General features: G+C 63.7%; 18 protein-coding genes and 1 tRNA gene. 12 read left to right on the top strand and 7 right to left on the bottom strand.

What is annotated here, in order from left to right:
• Nucleotides 1–31: 31 nt before the first annotated feature.
• On the bottom strand, nt 32–637 hold the full coding sequence (locus tag N7E70_RS07935; RefSeq protein WP_067957581.1) for a J domain-containing protein: 606 nt from the start codon (nt 635–637) through the stop codon (nt 32–34).
• Between the two features lie 141 nt (nt 638–778).
• Here N7E70_RS07935 and N7E70_RS07930 point away from each other — a divergent pair, with 141 nt between their 5' ends.
• From N7E70_RS07930 to N7E70_RS07915, 4 genes are all read left to right on the top strand, one after another.
• Nucleotides 779–1,081: a BolA family protein gene (locus tag N7E70_RS07930; protein WP_263006014.1), complete on the top strand. Its 303-nt coding sequence runs from the start codon at nt 779–781 to the stop codon at nt 1,079–1,081.
• A gap of 81 nt (nt 1,082–1,162) precedes the next feature.
• On the top strand, nt 1,163–1,507 hold the full coding sequence (locus tag N7E70_RS07925) for an ArsR/SmtB family transcription factor (RefSeq protein WP_263006013.1): 345 nt from the start codon (nt 1,163–1,165) through the stop codon (nt 1,505–1,507).
• A 4-nt stretch (nt 1,508–1,511) separates the two neighbouring features.
• Nucleotides 1,512–2,042: an arsenate reductase ArsC gene (locus N7E70_RS07920; protein WP_154386102.1), complete on the top strand. Its 531-nt coding sequence runs from the start codon at nt 1,512–1,514 to the stop codon at nt 2,040–2,042.
• Nucleotides 2,039–2,755: an aquaporin gene (locus N7E70_RS07915; protein WP_263006012.1), complete on the top strand. Its 717-nt coding sequence runs from the start codon at nt 2,039–2,041 to the stop codon at nt 2,753–2,755. Before N7E70_RS07920 ends, N7E70_RS07915 begins: the two co-directional genes overlap by 4 nt.
• Here the strand turns inward: N7E70_RS07915 and N7E70_RS07910 are convergent.
• The 3 genes from N7E70_RS07910 to N7E70_RS07900 are packed head-to-tail and all read right to left on the bottom strand — an operon-like array spanning nt 2,697 to nt 5,349.
• Nucleotides 2,697–3,620 carry an HlyC/CorC family transporter gene (locus tag N7E70_RS07910; protein WP_263006011.1) on the bottom strand — a complete coding sequence of 308 codons (924 nt, stop codon included), beginning with the start codon at nt 3,618–3,620 and terminating at the stop codon, nt 2,697–2,699. The genes N7E70_RS07915 and N7E70_RS07910 overlap by 59 nt on opposite strands.
• Nucleotides 3,617–4,729 (bottom strand): 3-dehydroquinate synthase, encoded by a 1,113-nt coding sequence (gene aroB / locus N7E70_RS07905; protein ID WP_263006010.1) that lies wholly within the window; start codon nt 4,727–4,729, stop codon nt 3,617–3,619. The genes N7E70_RS07910 and aroB overlap by 4 nt, the downstream gene beginning before the upstream one ends.
• Nucleotides 4,726–5,349: a shikimate kinase gene (locus N7E70_RS07900; RefSeq protein ID WP_067957558.1), complete on the bottom strand. Its 624-nt coding sequence runs from the start codon at nt 5,347–5,349 to the stop codon at nt 4,726–4,728. Before N7E70_RS07900 ends, aroB begins: the two co-directional genes overlap by 4 nt.
• A 132-nt stretch (nt 5,350–5,481) precedes the next feature.
• Here N7E70_RS07900 and N7E70_RS07895 point away from each other — a divergent pair, with 132 nt between their 5' ends.
• From N7E70_RS07895 to N7E70_RS07875, 5 genes are all read left to right on the top strand, one after another.
• Nucleotides 5,482–5,631 carry a histidine kinase gene (locus N7E70_RS07895; RefSeq protein ID WP_067957555.1) on the top strand — a complete coding sequence of 50 codons (150 nt, stop codon included), beginning with the start codon at nt 5,482–5,484 and terminating at the stop codon, nt 5,629–5,631.
• Nucleotides 5,628–6,539 carry a site-specific tyrosine recombinase XerD gene (locus N7E70_RS07890; protein ID WP_182575159.1) on the top strand — a complete coding sequence of 304 codons (912 nt, stop codon included), beginning with the start codon at nt 5,628–5,630 and terminating at the stop codon, nt 6,537–6,539. The genes N7E70_RS07895 and N7E70_RS07890 overlap by 4 nt, the downstream gene beginning before the upstream one ends.
• A 98-nt stretch (nt 6,540–6,637) precedes the next feature.
• Nucleotides 6,638–7,588, top strand: coding sequence for an acetyl-CoA carboxylase carboxyltransferase subunit alpha (locus N7E70_RS07885; RefSeq protein ID WP_067957550.1), 951 nt, complete (start codon nt 6,638–6,640; stop codon nt 7,586–7,588).
• 276 nt (nt 7,589–7,864) lie between these two features.
• Nucleotides 7,865–9,136 carry a L,D-transpeptidase family protein gene (locus tag N7E70_RS07880; protein WP_263006009.1) on the top strand — a complete coding sequence of 424 codons (1,272 nt, stop codon included), beginning with the start codon at nt 7,865–7,867 and terminating at the stop codon, nt 9,134–9,136.
• Between the two features lie 5 nt (nt 9,137–9,141).
• Entirely contained in the window at nt 9,142–9,375 is a 234-nt protein-coding gene (locus tag N7E70_RS07875) for a sulfurtransferase TusA family protein (RefSeq protein ID WP_263006008.1), read from the top strand.
• A gap of 39 nt (nt 9,376–9,414) precedes the next feature.
• Here the strand turns inward: N7E70_RS07875 and N7E70_RS07870 are convergent, their stop codons facing one another.
• Nucleotides 9,415–10,560 (bottom strand): CobW family GTP-binding protein, encoded by a 1,146-nt coding sequence (locus N7E70_RS07870; protein ID WP_263006007.1) that lies wholly within the window; start codon nt 10,558–10,560, stop codon nt 9,415–9,417.
• Nucleotides 10,557–11,705: a D-alanyl-D-alanine carboxypeptidase family protein gene (locus N7E70_RS07865; protein WP_263006006.1), complete on the bottom strand. Its 1,149-nt coding sequence runs from the start codon at nt 11,703–11,705 to the stop codon at nt 10,557–10,559. Before N7E70_RS07865 ends, N7E70_RS07870 begins: the two co-directional genes overlap by 4 nt.
• A 228-nt stretch (nt 11,706–11,933) precedes the next feature.
• Here N7E70_RS07865 and N7E70_RS07860 point away from each other — a divergent pair, with 228 nt between their 5' ends.
• From N7E70_RS07860 to N7E70_RS07850, 3 genes are all read left to right on the top strand, one after another.
• Nucleotides 11,934–13,097: a M20 aminoacylase family protein gene (locus tag N7E70_RS07860; protein WP_067957538.1), complete on the top strand. Its 1,164-nt coding sequence runs from the start codon at nt 11,934–11,936 to the stop codon at nt 13,095–13,097.
• Between the two features lie 151 nt (nt 13,098–13,248).
• Nucleotides 13,249–13,325: transfer RNA gene (locus N7E70_RS07855), tRNA-Arg, on the top strand.
• Nucleotides 13,326–13,553: 228 nt separating this feature from the next.
• Nucleotides 13,554–15,290: a hypothetical protein gene (locus N7E70_RS07850; RefSeq protein WP_263006005.1), complete on the top strand. Its 1,737-nt coding sequence runs from the start codon at nt 13,554–13,556 to the stop codon at nt 15,288–15,290.
• Nucleotides 15,291–15,357: 67 nt separating this feature from the next.
• Here the strand turns inward: N7E70_RS07850 and N7E70_RS07845 are convergent, their stop codons facing one another.
• Nucleotides 15,358–16,107, bottom strand: a complete 750-nt coding sequence (locus N7E70_RS07845; protein WP_263006004.1) for a F0F1 ATP synthase subunit A — start codon at nt 16,105–16,107, stop codon at nt 15,358–15,360.
• Nucleotides 16,108–16,121 lie beyond the last annotated feature (14 nt).

The following is a 16,121-nucleotide window of genomic DNA, read 5'->3' as shown; positions in this document are numbered from 1 at the left end:
AAGTTGGAAAAAGGCCGCGACCGCGGCTGGCTCAACACAATCCCGCTTGCTTGAGCACGCGATATGCCTGGAGCACATCCCTGAAGCGGTCCTCGGACCCCCTGTCGCCGCCATTGGCGTCGGGGTGGTGGCGTTTGACCAGTTCCTTGTAGCGCGCCTTGATGTCGGAACCGGTGGCCCGCGAATCGAGGCCGAGCGTCTCCAGCGCCTTGGCTTCCAAGGGCTTCGCCTTGCGCTGGCGCGGCGCGCCGGCACCGAAAGGATTATGCGGATCACGCATGCGGCTGTAGTAGCCGGCGCGGCCCGAGCGCTGCTGGGCAAAGTCAGGCGCCGAACGCGCCGAGCCGTTGGATCCCATGGTCCAGGTCGGCCTGTGGCCGGTCAGCGCTTCCTTCTGGAAACGCGCGATATCGCCGTCGGCGAGGCCGGAGAAGTAGTTGAAGCCCTTGTTATACTCGCGCACGTGGTCGAAGCAGAAGCGGAAGTACTCGCCTTCCCGCATGCGGCCAACCGGCGCCTTGTGCGTTCCCGGCTGCTTGCAGCCATCCCACTGGCAGAGCGGCGCGTGCGACTTCACCTCCGCTTCCGGATCGGGCCGGACGCGGATCTTGTCGAAATATTTTGGGTACGGCTTCATCTGATCGTATTTACCGCCTCTTGGCGCGGCGAAACAAGAATTGACATTTCGAGGATGTTGGCCCTAACGCCTGATTTGCGGCCCAATTTTGCCCGAGAGCATGATTGGTCGCGGCGACACATGTGGTGAAAGGCGAGACCGATGTCCATACAGGCGACCATCGAAACGAAGCTTAACCAGGCATTTTCGCCGGAGCGGCTCGTCGTGCTCAATGAAAGCCACCTGCATGCCGGCCATCACCATGTCGACGGCGGCGATCACGCCACCTTCGACGGGTCAGGCGAGACGCATTTCCGCATCCGCATCGTTGCTCCCGCATTTGCCGGCATGAGCCGCATCGACCGCCATCGCGCCGTCAACGATGCACTGGCAGCCGAACTCAAGGCCGGCCTGCACGCACTGGCGATCGAGCCGGCAGCCCCCGGCGAAGCGACACGCTGGTAATTTTCTTTCTGCACGATTGTTGAGCGCAGCCCCGCGCTGCCTCGTCATTTGCCTGTCACATACATCCATTAGTCTGGATATATGGATGTAAACGACACGATCGACGCTCTCGCCGCGCTGGCCCAACCGACACGGCTGGAGGCCTTTCGCCAGATGGCCGCCGCCGAGCCGGACGGCATTGCCGCCGGCGACCTGGCACGCCGACTCGACGTGCCGCAAAACACCATGTCCGCGCATCTGGCCGTGCTGACCCGCGCCGGCCTCGCCACCGGCGACCGCCAGGGGCGCTCGATCATCTACCGCGCCAACCTCCCTGCCCTGCGCAATGTGCTGTTGTTCCTGCTGCAGGATTGCTGCGACGGCAAGCCGGAGATCTGCGCGCCGCTGCTCGCCGAATTGTCTCCCTGCTGCACGCCATCGGAGTAATGCCATGACCCATCGGCCTTTCAACGTGCTTTTCCTCTGTACCGGCAACAGCGCCCGCTCGATCCTCGCCGAGGGCATCCTGCGCAAGGATGGGGCACCGCATTTCAACGCCTTTTCCGCCGGCAGCCAGCCCAGGGGCAGCGTCAATCCCTTCGCGCTCAAGGTGCTTGAAAGCTATGGCTATCCGGCCGACGGCTTCCGCTCGAAGACCTGGGATGAGTTCGCCGCTGCCGGCGCCCCGGAGATGGATTTCATCTTCACCGTCTGCGACGACGCTGCCGGCGAAGCCTGCCCGGTCTGGCTCGGCCATCCGGCCAACGCGCATTGGGGCATCGAGGATCCGAGCCACGTCGAAGGCACCGACCTCGAAAAGGAAGCAGCTTTCGTCACCGCCTTCAAATACATGCGCAACCGCATCAGGGCATTCACCGCGCTGCCCATCACCAGCCTCGACCGCATGGCGCTGACCGCACATCTGCATGATATCGGCAAGATGGAAGGTGCCAGCACGAAAGCAGGCGATTCCAGCACATGAGCGCTTTGCTCGCGCGGCGATTGCTTGCCGAATGCCTGGGAAGTGCCTTCCTTCTCGCAACCGTGGTCGGCTCCGGCATCATGGCGGCGCAGCTTGCGCAGGGTAACGTAGCGCTGGCACTGCTCTGCAATGCCCTGGCCACCGGGGCCATGCTGGTGGTGCTCATCACCATTCTCGCGCCAATCTCCGGCGCGCATTTCAACCCAGCAGTCAGCCTCGTGACGGCGCTCGACCGGCGCCTGGCATGGTCGCTGGTCGCGCCCTATGTCACAGCACAAGCGAGCGGCGCGATACTGGGCGTATTGCTGGCGCACGCGATGTTCGACCTGCCGCTGCTGCAGGTCTCGACCACGGTCCGAACCGGCCCGGGCCGATGGCTCGGCGAGGCAGTCGCAAGCTTTGGACTGGTGTTGACCATCTTCGGCTGCATTGCCCAGGCACCCAAAACGACGCCCGCCGCCGTCGGTCTCTACATCTTTGCGGCCTACTGGTTCATCTCGTCGACGTCCTTCGCCAATCCAGCTGTGACCATCGCGCGGGCGCTGACCGATACATTCGCGGGCATCGCGCCCGCCGACACGCCGGCATTCATCGCGGCCCAACTGGCGGGCGCGGTGCTTGGCCTGGCGGCAGGTCGGGTCTTGTGGCCGGGTGTTACTTCGGCGGACGCGCTGCGGCCGGTTGAGGCTCGACCACCGTGGGCCTTATCCTGATCCGCGCGAGGCGGTTCTTGTCGCGTTTCATGACGATGAAGCGCTTGCCGTGGAAGGTGAAGGCCTGCTTTTCCTCGGGGATCGACTGGGTCTCGTGGATGACGAGGCCGGCGATCGTCGTCGCCTCGTCGTCCGGCAGGTGCCAGTCGAGCGCGCGGTTGAGGTCGCGGATCGGCACGGTGCCATCGACGACCACGGAGCCGTCGGCCTCCTGCTTGACGCCCTGAATATCGATGTCGTGCTCGTCGGCGATCTCGCCGACGATCTCCTCGATGATGTCTTCCAGCGTCACCAGCCCTTCGACCTCGCCATATTCATCGACGACGATGGCGAAATGCGCCTTGCGCCGCAAAAAGGCGTTGAGCTGTTCCTGAAGCGAGGTCGTGTCGGGCACGAACCAGGGTTTGGAGGCGACCTTCGGCACGTCGACGCGTGAATAGTCGCCTTCGACGTCATTGAGCGCGCGGAGCAGGTCCTTGGCGTGGACGACGCCGACGATGTTGTCGAGCGAGCCGCGCCACAACGGCATGCGGGTGTAGGGGCTCTGCAGGATCTCGCGCACCAGTGCCTCGGGCGCCATGTCGGCATTGATCGAGCGGATGTTGGTTCGGTGGACCATCACGTCCGACACCTCGAGCTCATGCAGGTCGAGCAGGCCGCCGACCTGGTCGCGGTCCTGCTTGACCACCTGGCCGTCGCGATGGAGTTCATCGACCGCGCCGCGCAGTTCGGCGTGGCCGGAACGCTGCGGCGTCAGCGCAATCAATTCGTAGCCGAGCGAGGCAAGCAGCCGCTCGCGGAAGGCCAGCCCGGCAAGGACCAGCCCCGACAGCGCGCCCGCAGCGATCCAGCCGGCCTCGATCATCCCTGACGCTGCTCCTTGAGGAAGGAAATCACTTCGGAGGCCGGCACGTCCTTGGCGATGAAGGACTGGCCGAGGCCGCGCGTCAGGATGAAGGTCAGTGCGCCGCGCGACACCTTCTTGTCCTGGGTAATGTAGTTGAACAGCGCATCGGCGTCCGGCAGGTCCCCAGGTATGTCGGACATGCGCCACGGCAGGCCGACGGCGCGCAGATGCGCCTCGACGCGTGCCGCATCGTCGGGGCTTGCCAGATTGAGCCTGGCCGAGAAGCGGTGCGCCAGTGCCATCCCGATTGCAACACCCTCGCCATGCACCAGCCGTGCGCCGTCATAGGCAGTGGCAGCTTCAAGCGCGTGACCGAACGTATGACCGAGATTGAGAAGCGCCCGGTCGCCGGTTTCGAACTCGTCGCGGGCAACCACGTCGGCCTTGGCACGGCAGGACTGCGCTATAGCCTCGATGCGAGCCGCACCACCCGAAAAGACCTCCTGCCAGTTCTGCTCCAGCCAGGCGAAGAAATCCGGGCGGTCGATCAGGCCGTATTTTGCGACCTCGGCATAACCGGCGCGGAATTCGCGCAGCGGCAGCGTGTCGAGGGCCCCGGTGTCGGCCAGCACCAGCTTCGGCTGATGGAAGACGCCGATAAGGTTCTTGCCGCGCGGGCTGTTGATGCCGGTCTTGCCGCCGACAGACGAATCAACCTGCGCCAGCAGCGAGGTCGGCACCTGCACGAAATTCATGCCGCGCCGCACGATGCCGGCGGCAAAGCCGGTGAGATCGCCGATGACGCCGCCGCCAAGCGCGATCACCGCATCACCGCGCTCGAGCCGGGCGGCAATGATCTGGTCGACAACGGTTTCCAGCGAGGAAAAGCTCTTGGTCTTTTCACCGGCTGGCAGTGTGATGACAGCAGGCGCATTGCCGACGGCCGTGAGACTTTCGACCAGCGGTTCGAGATGGGCAGCAGCGACATTCTCGTCGGTGACGATGGCACAACGCGCCTTGGGCAGGCGCTGCTGGATCAGCTCGCCGCCGCGCGCGATCAGGCCCGGGCCGATCAGGATCTCATAGGCGCGGTCGCCAAGTCCGACTTCGACGGTGACGACGCTCATTCGTGATCCTCCGAACCTTCCGAAACGTGAATTCTGCCGGGCACGCCGAGATGGCTGCACAGCGCCTCGATGACCTCGCTGGCGATCGCCTCCTTGCGGTCGTCGCGTGTCGCAACGGTGAGGTCGGCAAGCCCATAGACCGGGTAGCGTTCGTCCATCAGCTTGGCCAGCACGGCACGCGGATCGGCATTCTGCAACAGCGGCCGGTTCTGCTTCTTGGAAACGCGTTCCATCAGAAGGTCGAGCTCGGCCTTGAGCCAGACCGAAACGCCGTGGCCTGCGATTGCCGCGCGGGTCTGTGCATTCATGAAGGCGCCGCCGCCGGTCGACAGAACCTGCGGGCCACCTTCCAGGAGGCGGCCTATGACGCGCTGTTCAAGCGCGCGGAACTCGACCTCACCATAGCGTTCGAAGAGCTCGGGAATTGTCATCCGCGACACGCTTTCGATCTCGTGGTCACTGTCGATGAAGCCGAGGCCGAGCGACTGCGCGACCTTGCGGCCGATGGCGGTCTTGCCGGCGCCCATGAGGCCGACGAAAACGATCGAACGGGTGCCGAGCCGTTCTAGCAGGGCGGCTACGGAGCCTTCGGGAAATGGAGTCTGCGCGTCGGGTGTCATGGCGTCCCTTTCGCCGGCGTATCGACATGAAAAGCCCCGTTGCGTCAAGCGCATGACCGCAAACGCGCCCTTGAATTGCCTGTGACGGCGTCCCATAAGGGCACAGGATAGGACAGACGGGCAAACACATCGATGCCGACACTTTTCCGGTTCCTTGTCACGCTCGCTGTTCTGGCGGGCATCGCATACGGCGCCATGTTTGCGCTGGTGATGTTCGTCGAGCCGAAGAAGGCTGAGATAACCATCCGCATTCCACCGGAAAAGCTCGCGCCAAAAAAATGAAAAGCGGTGCGCGCATCGAGGCCTTCCTCGAAATGATGAGCGCCGAGCGTGGCGCTGCCGACAACACGCTGGCCAGCTATCGCCGCGACCTCGAAGACGCCTCGGAATTTCTCGGCGGCCGCCTCGCCGACGCCGACGCCCCAGCCATCCGCGGCTATCTCGACGACATTGCCGGCCGCGGCTTCGCAGCGACCTCACAGGCACGCAAGCTGTCGGCACTCCGGCAGTTCTTCCGCTTCCTTTATGCCGAAGGCCTGCGAACCGACGACCCCACCGGCGTCCTCGACAGCCCGAAGAAGGATCGGCCGCTGCCCAAGACGATGAGCGAGGCCGAAACAGGCCGGCTTCTTGACCGCGCGGCGATGGAAGCGAGCGAATCCGCCGAGGGCGACAGCCTGGCGGCGACCCGGCTGCACGCGCTTGTCGAGGTGCTCTATGCCACCGGCTTGCGCGTTTCGGAGCTGGTCAGCCTGCCGCTGACGGTGGCGCTGCGCGACGAGCGCTTCTTCGTCGTGCGCGGAAAGGGCGAGAAGGACCGTATGGTGCCGCTGTCAGCCAAGGCGCGCGAGGCGATGCGGCGCTGGCTGGGTGACCGCAATGCCAACCCACGGCTGGTCGAAAGTCCGTTCCTGTTCCCCGCTTCGTCGGAAAGCGGGCACGTGCCGCGCCAGGTTTTCGCCAGAGAACTCAAGGGTCTGGCCGCCCGCGCTGGCATCGCATCGGCGAAAATCTCGCCACACGTACTGCGCCATGCCTTTGCCAGCCACCTGCTGCAGAATGGCGCCGACTTGCGCGCGGTGCAGCAATTGCTTGGCCATTCCGACATTTCGACCACGCAAATCTACACCCATGTGCTGGAAGAAAGGCTGTTGAAACTGGTCAACGAGCATCATCCGCTTGCCGATTAGGGCCCATATCGCTATGTGAGTGCCACGTTCCACTGGCGCGGTGCCACAGGCCCCGGCCCCCGGTGCCTCAAATTTTCAGCGTGGTAGTCCGCTCGCCAATGTACAATTACCTCGATTTCGAAAAACCGGTCCAAGATCTCGAAGGCAAGATCCTCGAGCTCAAGAAGCTTGCCGAAAATGGCGAGGCCGTCGATGTCGGCGACGAGATCAAGCGGCTGGAGAAGCGCTCGCGTGATGCTCTGCGTGACGCCTATAAGGCGCTGACGCCCTGGCAGAAGGTCCAGGTGGCGCGCCACCCCGACCGCCCGCACTGCCTCGACTACATCAACGGCCTGTTCACCGATTTCGCGCTTCTGGCCGGCGACCGCAATTTCGGCGAAGACAATGCCATGGTCGGCGGTTTCGCCCGCTTTCGTGGCGAGCCGGTGCTGGTGCTCGGCCAGGAAAAAGGCAACGACACCAAGAGCCGCCTCAAGCACAATTTCGGCTCGGTCCGCCCCGAGGGCTACCGCAAGGCCGTGCGCCTGATGGAAATGGCCGACCGCTTCAACATCCCCGTCGTCATGCTCGTCGACACCGCGGGCGCCTATCCGGGCGTCGGCGCCGAAGAGCGCGGCCAGGCCGAAGCCATCGCGCGCTCGACCTCAGCCTGCCTCGGCCTCAAGGTGCCGTCGATCGCGGTTGTGATCGGCGAAGGCGGCTCGGGCGGCGCGATCGCCATTGCCACCGCCAATCGCGTGTTCATGCTCGAGCATGCGATCTATTCGGTGATCTCACCGGAAGGTGCCGCCTCCATCCTGTGGCGTGACACGACGCGTTCCAAAGACGCGGCGACCAACATGAAGATCACTGCGCAGGACCTGCTCTCGCTCAAGATCATCGACAAGATCATCGACGAGCCGCTGGGCGGCGCTCACCGCAACGCCGAGGCGGTCATTTCGGCCACCGGCGACCTGATCGCCAAGACGTTCGCCGAATTCAACGGCTCGAACATCGATTTCCGCGAGCAGCGCCGCGAGAAGTACCTCTCCATCGGCCGCAGCCTCTAGCATCCGCCCGAAAATCGGAATCGATCTTCGCAAGGCGCAATGCGCAGCCTGTGATTGCACAAACTGTGGGCCCCATGGGCCACGGCACGTTTTCGCCACAAAAATGCCGCCTCGCCCGGCTCAATGAACTTGCCGTGATTTTTCGCGCGTGGGACGGGCCAAGAACTTGCGGTAAGGATTTTTCAAGGTTAACGACCCTAAGGTCGAGGCAGTACCAGGACGGGCCGGTCGTTGGCGCATGCGCCATGACTGCAATCAGAGACGACATTTAGACCGATGATCGCCAATATCGCACGCGCCGGATTGCTTCTCGCTGCCCTTGCGGTGGCAGGCTGTTCGGAATCCTCCGTGACCGACTTCGTGCCGCAGCACGCCAACAGGCAGCTGCCGGCCAAGATCGTGGCCGAAATGAAGGCCAAGGGCATGAACAAGAGCTCGCCCGTGCTGGCGCGCGTGTTCAAGGAAGAGGGCAAGCTGGAGGTCTGGAAACAGAAGACCAACGGCCGCTACGACATCGTTGCCAGCTACGACATCTGCAAGATGTCGGGCAAGCTCGGCCCCAAGTTCACCGAGGGCGACCGCCAGTCGCCGGAGGGCTTCTACACCGTGCGTCCGGGACAGATGAACCCGAACTCCAGCTATCACCTCGCCTTCAACATCGGCTATCCCAACGCCTTCGACCGCGCCAACGGCCGCACCGGCTCGAACCTGATGGTTCACGGCGCCTGCTCGTCGTCAGGCTGCTTCTCGATGACCGATGCGCAGATCGAGGAAATCTACGCCTTCGCGCGCGATGCCTTCAAGGGCGGCCAGACCGAATTCCAGGTCCAGTCCTATCCGTTCCGCATGACCGCAGCCAACATGGCCCGCTACCGCAACGACCCGAACTACCAGTTCTGGGCGATGCTGAAGGAAGGCTACGACCACTTCGAGATCACCAAGGTGCCGCCGAAAGTCGACGTCTGCGAAAAGCGCTACGTCTTCAACCAGGTCCCGGAAGCAGGTGGCACGTTCAACCCGACGGGCGCCTGCCCGGCAGTGACCCAGCCGCAGGCGCTGCAGACCGCCTACCAGGCCTACAAGAGCAAGTATGACGCTGCCTTTGCCAGCGCCACCGGTGGCGACATTCCCGCGCCCAAGCCGACGATTGCCGGCATCAAGGAAGCGGCAATCGTTTCGGACTGGACCAAGCGCCGTGCCCGCGGCGAGCGCGTGACCCTGGAGCCGCCGGCGATGGCCCAGGACGGCAGCATCGTCCAGACCACCGCCCGCATGGGCCGTATCGATTCGGCCGAAGGCCGCCGCATGGCAGCGCTCGATGCGGCAGCGGAAGCCAAGAAGAAGGCTGCCGAGGAAAAGGCGCAAGCCATCGCTGCCGCCAAGGCTGCCAAGCTTGCCGCCCAGCAGCAGGTCGAGATCGCCGCCGTGCCGCAGCCACAGCCCGCAGTGACCGAAGCGCCGACGCGGGCCGCGCAGGCGGCCCCCGCCGAAGAGGCAGGAGCTGCCACCAAGCTCAAGAAGAAGCTGCTCAACCTGTTCGGCAGCTGATCGGCGTGGGCGAAACCACCGAAATCTACGATCTCAGGGGGCTCAATTGCCCCCTGCCCGTGCTCAAGGCCAAGCGCCGGCTCGCCGACATGTCGTCAGGCGAGCTGTTGTGGCTCGAAACCACCGACCCGCTGGCTGTCATAGACATCCCGGCCTTCTGCCAGGAGGCTGGCCACCGCCTGATCGAGACCACGGCCTTTTCAGGCGGCCACCGTTTTCTGGTCGAACGCGGAAGCTGAGTTCGGAGTCGGTGCGTCCTTGGAGACAGCGACAGGACCCTACCGCCCGGCGATCGCCAGCGGGTTGTTTTCCATCGCTTCGCGGTCCGGCGTGTCGATGGCAGGGTTGTTGACGAAGGCGGCAAACAGGCGTTCGACATAGTCGCGCGGCAGGTCGATGCCGATCAGCACCAGCCTTGTGCCGCGAACCGCATCCGGCCATGACGGCAAGCGTGCCGGCGGATGCAGCAGTTTCTGCACGCCATGGATGACCAACGGCCGCTCCCGGTCTTCCAGCAGTTCGACGATGCCCTTGATCCGCAACAGCTTGTCGCCTTGCGTCGACAGCAACAGGTCGAGGAACATCTCGACCGTCGAGAAAGGCAGCGCACCGGCGTGCGTCAGCGAGAACGAGCCGACCCGGCTGTCGTGATGATGGCCATGGTCGTGATCATGACCATGGTCGTGATCATGATGATGGTCGTGGTGATGATGGTGACCGTGGTCACCGTGATGGTGGTGGTCATGCGCATGCGCCTCGCCCAGCCAGCGGCGCACGTCCGCGGTCTTGGTCGCCGGGTCGTAGAGCCCGCACTGCAACAGCTTTGCCACCGCTGCACCTTCGACGTCGCGGATTTCGGCACCCGGGTTGATGCGGGCAAGCCGCGCCCTGAGCGCATCGAGCCATTCGGCATCGTCGACGAGATCGGCCTTGGTCAGCACGATGCGGTCGGCCACCGCCACCTGCTTGGCCGCCTCGACATGGGCGTCGAGCGTCGATGCACCATTGACCGCATCGACAAGGGTGATGACGCCGTCGAGCCGGAAGGCGTGGATGAGTGCGGGATGGCCCATGATCGACTGCAGCACCGGCACCGGATCGGCAAGGCCGGTGGTCTCGATCACAACCCGCGCCAGCCGCTCGATTCGGCCGGTTTGCAGGCGGTCAACGAGATCGGCCAGCGTGTCGACGAGCTCGCCGCGCACGGTGCAGCAGAGGCAGCCGTCGGACAGCTCGATGACACCGTCGGAGGCCTTTTCGACCAGCAGGTGGTCGATGGCGACATCGCCGAACTCATTGATGATGACGGCCGTGTCGGTGAGCTCGGGATCCTTGAGCAGGCGGTTGAGCAGCGTCGTCTTGCCGGCGCCGAGAAAGCCGGTCAGCACCGATACCGGGATCGGGAAAACTGCCTGCGAATTCACGAGCGCGCCTTAACCTTGCCAGCAACTGGTGCAGCACCTGCGGGCGCTGGCCTGTCGGGACGCCAGGTCGGCAACGGCACGCCAGTGTCGACAACGATGTCGCGGCCGCCGAGCGCCTTGGGCATCGGCCCGGTGGCGCCGCCGAGGCTGACGGTGACCCAGTTACGCTGGCGTGTCATTTCAGGAATGATCGAGACCTTGTCGGGCGCAGCCCCTGCCTCGGTCGGCGCCGGCCCATCGGAAGCCGCATGCTTGGCCTTGGGCGAGCAGACTTCCTCGCGCATGCTCGTCGCGACGTCGCGGTTGTCGCCATAGGGCGCAAGCCCTGTAACGCTGACCGACGCGCCGTTGCGAACAAAACCGGTCTGCAGCATCTTCGCCGCCTCTTCGGCGCGATTGTCTGGTGAGTCCGCGCCGAGCACGATCGCCGCAAGTGTCCTGCCGTCGCGGGTGGCGGTGGCGATCAGGTTGAAGCCGGATTCGCAGACAAAGCCTGTTTTCATGCCGTCGGTGCCGGGGAAGCGGCCGACCAGCGGATTGAAGTTCTTGAGTTTGGCCTTGCCGGCAATGATGCCTTCGATGTCGAAATAGGCGGCATATTCAGGATATTCGAGGCGGATCGCCCTGACCAGGATCGCGAGGTCACGCGCCGTCGTATACTGCTCGGGATCGTGGAGGCCGTTGGCATTGACCCAGTGGCTGCCGACCATGCCGAGGCGCTGCGCCTCGGCGTTCATCCGTGCGGCGAAGGCCTCTGGCGTGCCGCCGACATTTTCGCCGATCGCAGCCGCCACGTCGTTGGCCGACTTGACCATGATGATCTTCAGCGCGTTGTCGAGCGTCAGCACGGAACCCGGCTTGTAGCCCATCTTGGCCGGCGGGAAGGCCGCCGCCTTCTTGGAGATCTTGATTGGCGAATTGAGCGCCAGCTCGCCAGCCTGGACGGCGCGGAAGGCGGTATAGGCGGTCATCAGCTTGGTCAGCGAGGCCGGATGCCAGCGCTTGAACGCTTCCTGGTGCTCGATGACGGCGCCCGAATTGACGTCGAAAAGCATCGCCGGATTGGCCGACGCGGGGACAGCGCCCAGCACGGTTGCGACCGTTAGGCCGAGGAGCATGCTTCTGACGAACCTAATCTTCATCATCAAATCCGAAATCGCCTCTTGCCGATCATAGCCGGCCGTCCATAAGATTTCCGTAAACCGGGATGGCAACGCGCTGGCCGGTACGAAAGACCCATGGCCACGGCGTCGCCGCCGCTGCTAAATAACCTATGTGACGCCAAGATGGCAGAGCTTGGGCGATCACAATTGCGAATCCGGACCCCTGGCTCAACAAACAGACGGTCCAACACACAGGAAGTCGAGACCAACATGCCGATCCTGAACCGAGCCGCCGAAATGCAGGACGAGATCGCCGGCTGGCGCCGTCACCTGCACCAGAAGCCGGAACTCAATTTCGACGTCTTCGAGACCGCCGACTTCGTCAAAGCCAAGCTCGAGGAGTTCGGCTGCGACGAGATCGTCACCGGCCTCGGCAAGACGGGCGTCGTCGGCATCATCAAGGGCAGCCTCGGTGCAGGCGGCGTGGTTGGCCTGCGCGCCGACATGGACGCGCTGCCGATCGAGGAGATCACCGGCAAGCCTTATGCTTCGACAGTACCTGGCAAGATGCATGCCTGCGGCCATGACGGCCACACGGCGATGCTTCTGGGTGCCGCCAAATATCTCGCCGAGACGCGCAATTTCGCCGGCCAGGTGGCCGTCATCTTCCAGCCGGCCGAAGAAGGCGGCGGCGGCGGCAACGAGATGGTCAAGGACGGCATGATGGAGCGCTTCGGCATCCAGAAGGTGTTCGGCATGCACAACATGCCGAGCCTGCCGGTTGGCCAGTTTGCCATCCGCCCGGGCGCGATCATGGCGGCGACCGCCGAGTTCACCATTACCGTCAAGGGCAAGGGCGGCCATGCCGCCATGCCGCACCGCGCCATCGACCCGATCGTCGCCGGAAGCCAGTTGGTGACCGCACTTCAGGCAATCGCCTCGCGCAACACCGATCCGGCCGAGGCGATCGTCGTTTCGGTGACCAAGTTCCTCGCCGGCACCGCCTACAACATCATTCCCGAGCAGGCTGTCATTGCCGGCACCGTGCGCACGCTGAAGAAGGAAATCGCCAAGCTCGCCGAGGAGCGCATGGGCGCCATCTGTCGCGGCGTGGCCGAAGCCACCGGCACGGCGATCGAGCTCGACTACGACGCCAACTACCCCGTCACCTTCAACCACGAGAACGAGACCGTGTTCGCAGGCGATGTCGCAGCCTCCGTCGCCGGCGAGCCGCAGGTGCACCGGGCGATCCAGCCGCTGATGGGCGGCGAGGACTTTTCCTACATGCTCGAAGCCCGCCCCGGCGCCTTCATCTTCATCGGCAATGGCGACACCGCCAACCTCCACCACCCCGCCTACGACTTCAACGACGAGGCCATCCCCCACGGCGTCAGCTACTGGGTCCGCCTCGCCGAAACCGCGCTCGCGGCCTGACCTTCGCCGCCCAAACGCCTCCAGGGCCGCCAACCGGCCCTGGACGCAGAAACAGGATTTGGCGGCATCAGTCGCCGCCAAACCGTTTCAGGCAAAGCCTGCCAAAAACCGTTGGCGAATCCGTTCGAAGCCGCTATGTGTGCAGCCGAGTGGTCCCGTAGCTCAGTAGGATAGAGCGGCAGATTCCTAATCTGTAGGTCACAGGTTCGATTCCTGTCGGGATCACCACTCCATTCTCTCGCAGATGTGTTTGAATGCGGCGCAATCGCATTTTGCATGCCCTCGGCGATCTGTGTATCCAAACTCATTCACCTCAATACTCATCTATGCCAACTGCTCATAGCTGTGTGCTGAAAATTCACTTTTCTGACTGACCGAACTTTCCTCAACTGACCACTCCGCCACAGGCCCCAAGCGAGGAACGCGGGCTGGCGGCCAACCGTCGGGAGGGACGTCATGACATCAAGGATTATCGCGATCGGCTGTTCGGTGCTGGCGCTGACCGCCAGCGTGGCTCGGGCCGCCGACTGGGGCAGCAAGGTGCCGACCGAGATCAACATCACCGACCCCTACCTCAAGCAGTGGAACGCGCTGACCTACGACAAGGCGCCGCCGGCGCTCGAGCCGGGCAAGGATTATGGCATGGCGGAGGACGGCACCTTCCGCGCGCCGCGCGCCACGCCTCTGGGCGACAGCCCGGCCTTTCCCGGCCAGCTCGAAGCCTGGGACGACAACAGCTACAGCCACAATGTCGAGGAGATCGCGTTTTATCCGCATATAAGCTCGCCCTGGCATGCCTGGCCCGACGTCGCCGACTTCGACGGCAAGCGCTACATGTATGTGCACGACCGCGACTATATGCGCGTGCTCGACATCACCGACCCGGCCAAGGCCAAGGTCGTCTATTCCAGGGGCGGCGTGTGGGGGCCGGAAGGTTCGAGCGAGGACTGGGACGCCAAGACGGTCCAGGACTATTTCGGCGGCATCACCATCGCCTGGAGCGCTAAGCTGCAGAAGAACGTCGTCGTCGCCTCCTACGAGATCGGCCGCTTCGGCATTCTCGACAACAAGCGCACCCAGCCCGACATCGTCGCGAGCCTGCGCAACTACAATTCGCTCAAGGGCTTCAAGGTCTATGAGATGAACGGGCCGACGCCCGACGACTGGAAGCTGATCGCCACCCGCACCACCGACACCAAGAACCCAAATGCGCCCGTTGGCCAGCAGGAGGGCTCGGGCTCGCTCGACGCACCCGCCTGGTTCGGCGGCAAATACATGTACCTGTCGGCGGCCCCCGACGATTCTTACGCACTGACCGAATACCCCGATTACCTGCACTCGCCGGGCTATCAGGTCTGGGATATGTCGGACCCGGCCAATCCGGTCTTTGTCAGCCAGGTGACGGTGCCCGGCCAGGTGGTCGGCGACAAGGCAAGCGAGGACGCCTATTTGATGAACCCGCGCGCAGGAAACCGCACGTCATGGATGGGTTCGCGCATGCCGCTCTTCCTGCCGACCCCGGTTGAAAAGGGCGGCAAGGTCGCTTTCGGCGCGATGGGCGGGCTCGGCCTCTACACCTTCGATCTTTCCAATCCCGACAGGCCGGAGATCAAGGGGCATGTCGAGACAGCACCGAGCTTTGCCGGCACCGAGTTCGACAATGTCGACACCAGCCAGTATGCGCGCACCGGATACGTCTTCGCCAATGGCTATCCGATGAACTCGAACTGCTACGAGCCCTACAAGGATGTGCTGGTGATCGACGCCAAGGATGTGGCGGCACCCAAGGTGGTGGCGACCTTCCCGCGGCCAACACCGCCGCAGGAAGCGAAATTCACCGACTATTGCCAGCGCAAAGGCAGCTTCGGGCCCAAGCGCTCCGGCACCACGCACCAGCCAGGCCATGGCCGCGACGGCATCGTGCCTTACGCCTTCTACAATGCCGGGCTGCAGATCTTCGACGTCAAGGACCCGGCACAGCCGAAGATATCAGGCTATTTCGTGCCGCGTTTCCCGACGACATCTGAGATGCCCGACTACACCTTCGACAATGCCAGCTTCGCGGTGTTCACCGAATATGACCGCAACATCATCTGGCTGTTTTCGGTCGGCGGCGTGCATGCGCTGAAAACGCCGCTGCTGGGCGAGCCCAAGATGGGGATGAGCGACCACGTCTGGCCGCCGCGCGAGTGAGCCGGCCAACCAGCCCTGAACAGAAAACCCCGGCCTCGCGCCGGGGTTTTTGTTTGGCAGCGCCCGTTCAGTGCCCGGGGTGCAGCGCGTCGTTGAGATACATGCAGGTCAGCATGGTAAAGATGTAGGCCTGGATCACCGCCATCAGAAGTTCGAGCGCCGTCAGCGCAACCGTCATGGCAAGCGGCAGCACGGCGGCGAAAATGCCGAGCGTGCCCATGCTGCCGAGGCTGACGACAAAGCCGGCAAAGACCTTGAGCGTGATGTGACCGGCCAGCATGACGGCAAAAAGGCGCACCGAATGGCTGATCGGCCGCGAGATGTAGGAAACGATCTCGATCGGCACGATGATCGGCGCCAAAGCCAGCGGCACGCCGGATGGCAAAAACAGCCTGAAAAAACCGAGCCCGTTTTTCCAGATGCCATAGAGCGTCACCGTGCCGAACACGATCATGGCGAAAGAGAAGGTGACGATGATGTGGCTGGTGACCGTGAAGGCATAAGGAAACATGCCGGCCAGATTGGCGATCAGGATGAAGACGAACAGCGAAAACACCAGCGGGAAAAATGTCATGCCGCCCTCGCCGGCATTTTCGCGCAAGGTCCTGGAGACGAATTCGTAGATCAGCTCGGTGATCGACTGCAGCCGGGTCGGCACAAGGGCGCGGGCGCTGGTCGAGACCAGCAGGAACAGCCCGCCGAACACCGCGACGCCGACCATATGGGCGGCGGAGTTGGTGAAGGCGATCTCCTGGCCGGCAAACTCGAACAGGGTGAAGATCGGCTTGATTTCAAATTGTTCTATCGGTCCGGCCATGGCGCCTCTCCGGT

The sequence above is a fragment of the Aminobacter sp. NyZ550 genome (assembly GCF_025628925.2).
In the GTDB taxonomy this organism is placed as follows: domain Bacteria; phylum Pseudomonadota; class Alphaproteobacteria; order Rhizobiales; family Rhizobiaceae; genus Aminobacter; species Aminobacter ciceronei.
This window is presented reverse-complemented; position numbering and strand designations above follow the sequence as displayed.

Coding starts and splice junctions, on each gene's coding strand:
- N7E70_RS07935 (WP_067957581.1), bottom strand. CDS start 637: ATGAAGCCGTACCCAAAATATTTCGACAAGATCCGCGTCCGGCCCGAT.
- N7E70_RS07930 (WP_263006014.1), top strand. CDS start 779: ATGTCCATACAGGCGACCATCGAAACGAAGCTTAACCAGGCATTTTCG.
- N7E70_RS07925 (WP_263006013.1), top strand. CDS start 1,163: ATGGATGTAAACGACACGATCGACGCTCTCGCCGCGCTGGCCCAACCG.
- N7E70_RS07920 (WP_154386102.1), top strand. CDS start 1,512: ATGACCCATCGGCCTTTCAACGTGCTTTTCCTCTGTACCGGCAACAGC.
- N7E70_RS07915 (WP_263006012.1), top strand. CDS start 2,039: ATGAGCGCTTTGCTCGCGCGGCGATTGCTTGCCGAATGCCTGGGAAGT.
- N7E70_RS07910 (WP_263006011.1), bottom strand. CDS start 3,620: ATGATCGAGGCCGGCTGGATCGCTGCGGGCGCGCTGTCGGGGCTGGTC.
- aroB (WP_263006010.1), bottom strand. CDS start 4,729: ATGAGCGTCGTCACCGTCGAAGTCGGACTTGGCGACCGCGCCTATGAG.
- N7E70_RS07900 (WP_067957558.1), bottom strand. CDS start 5,349: ATGACACCCGACGCGCAGACTCCATTTCCCGAAGGCTCCGTAGCCGCC.
- N7E70_RS07895 (WP_067957555.1), top strand. CDS start 5,482: ATGCCGACACTTTTCCGGTTCCTTGTCACGCTCGCTGTTCTGGCGGGC.
- N7E70_RS07890 (WP_182575159.1), top strand. CDS start 5,628: ATGAAAAGCGGTGCGCGCATCGAGGCCTTCCTCGAAATGATGAGCGCC.
- N7E70_RS07885 (WP_067957550.1), top strand. CDS start 6,638: ATGTACAATTACCTCGATTTCGAAAAACCGGTCCAAGATCTCGAAGGC.
- N7E70_RS07880 (WP_263006009.1), top strand. CDS start 7,865: ATGATCGCCAATATCGCACGCGCCGGATTGCTTCTCGCTGCCCTTGCG.
- N7E70_RS07865 (WP_263006006.1), bottom strand. CDS start 11,705: ATGATGAAGATTAGGTTCGTCAGAAGCATGCTCCTCGGCCTAACGGTC.
- N7E70_RS07860 (WP_067957538.1), top strand. CDS start 11,934: ATGCCGATCCTGAACCGAGCCGCCGAAATGCAGGACGAGATCGCCGGC.
- N7E70_RS07850 (WP_263006005.1), top strand. CDS start 13,554: ATGACATCAAGGATTATCGCGATCGGCTGTTCGGTGCTGGCGCTGACC.
- N7E70_RS07845 (WP_263006004.1), bottom strand. CDS start 16,107: ATGGCCGGACCGATAGAACAATTTGAAATCAAGCCGATCTTCACCCTG.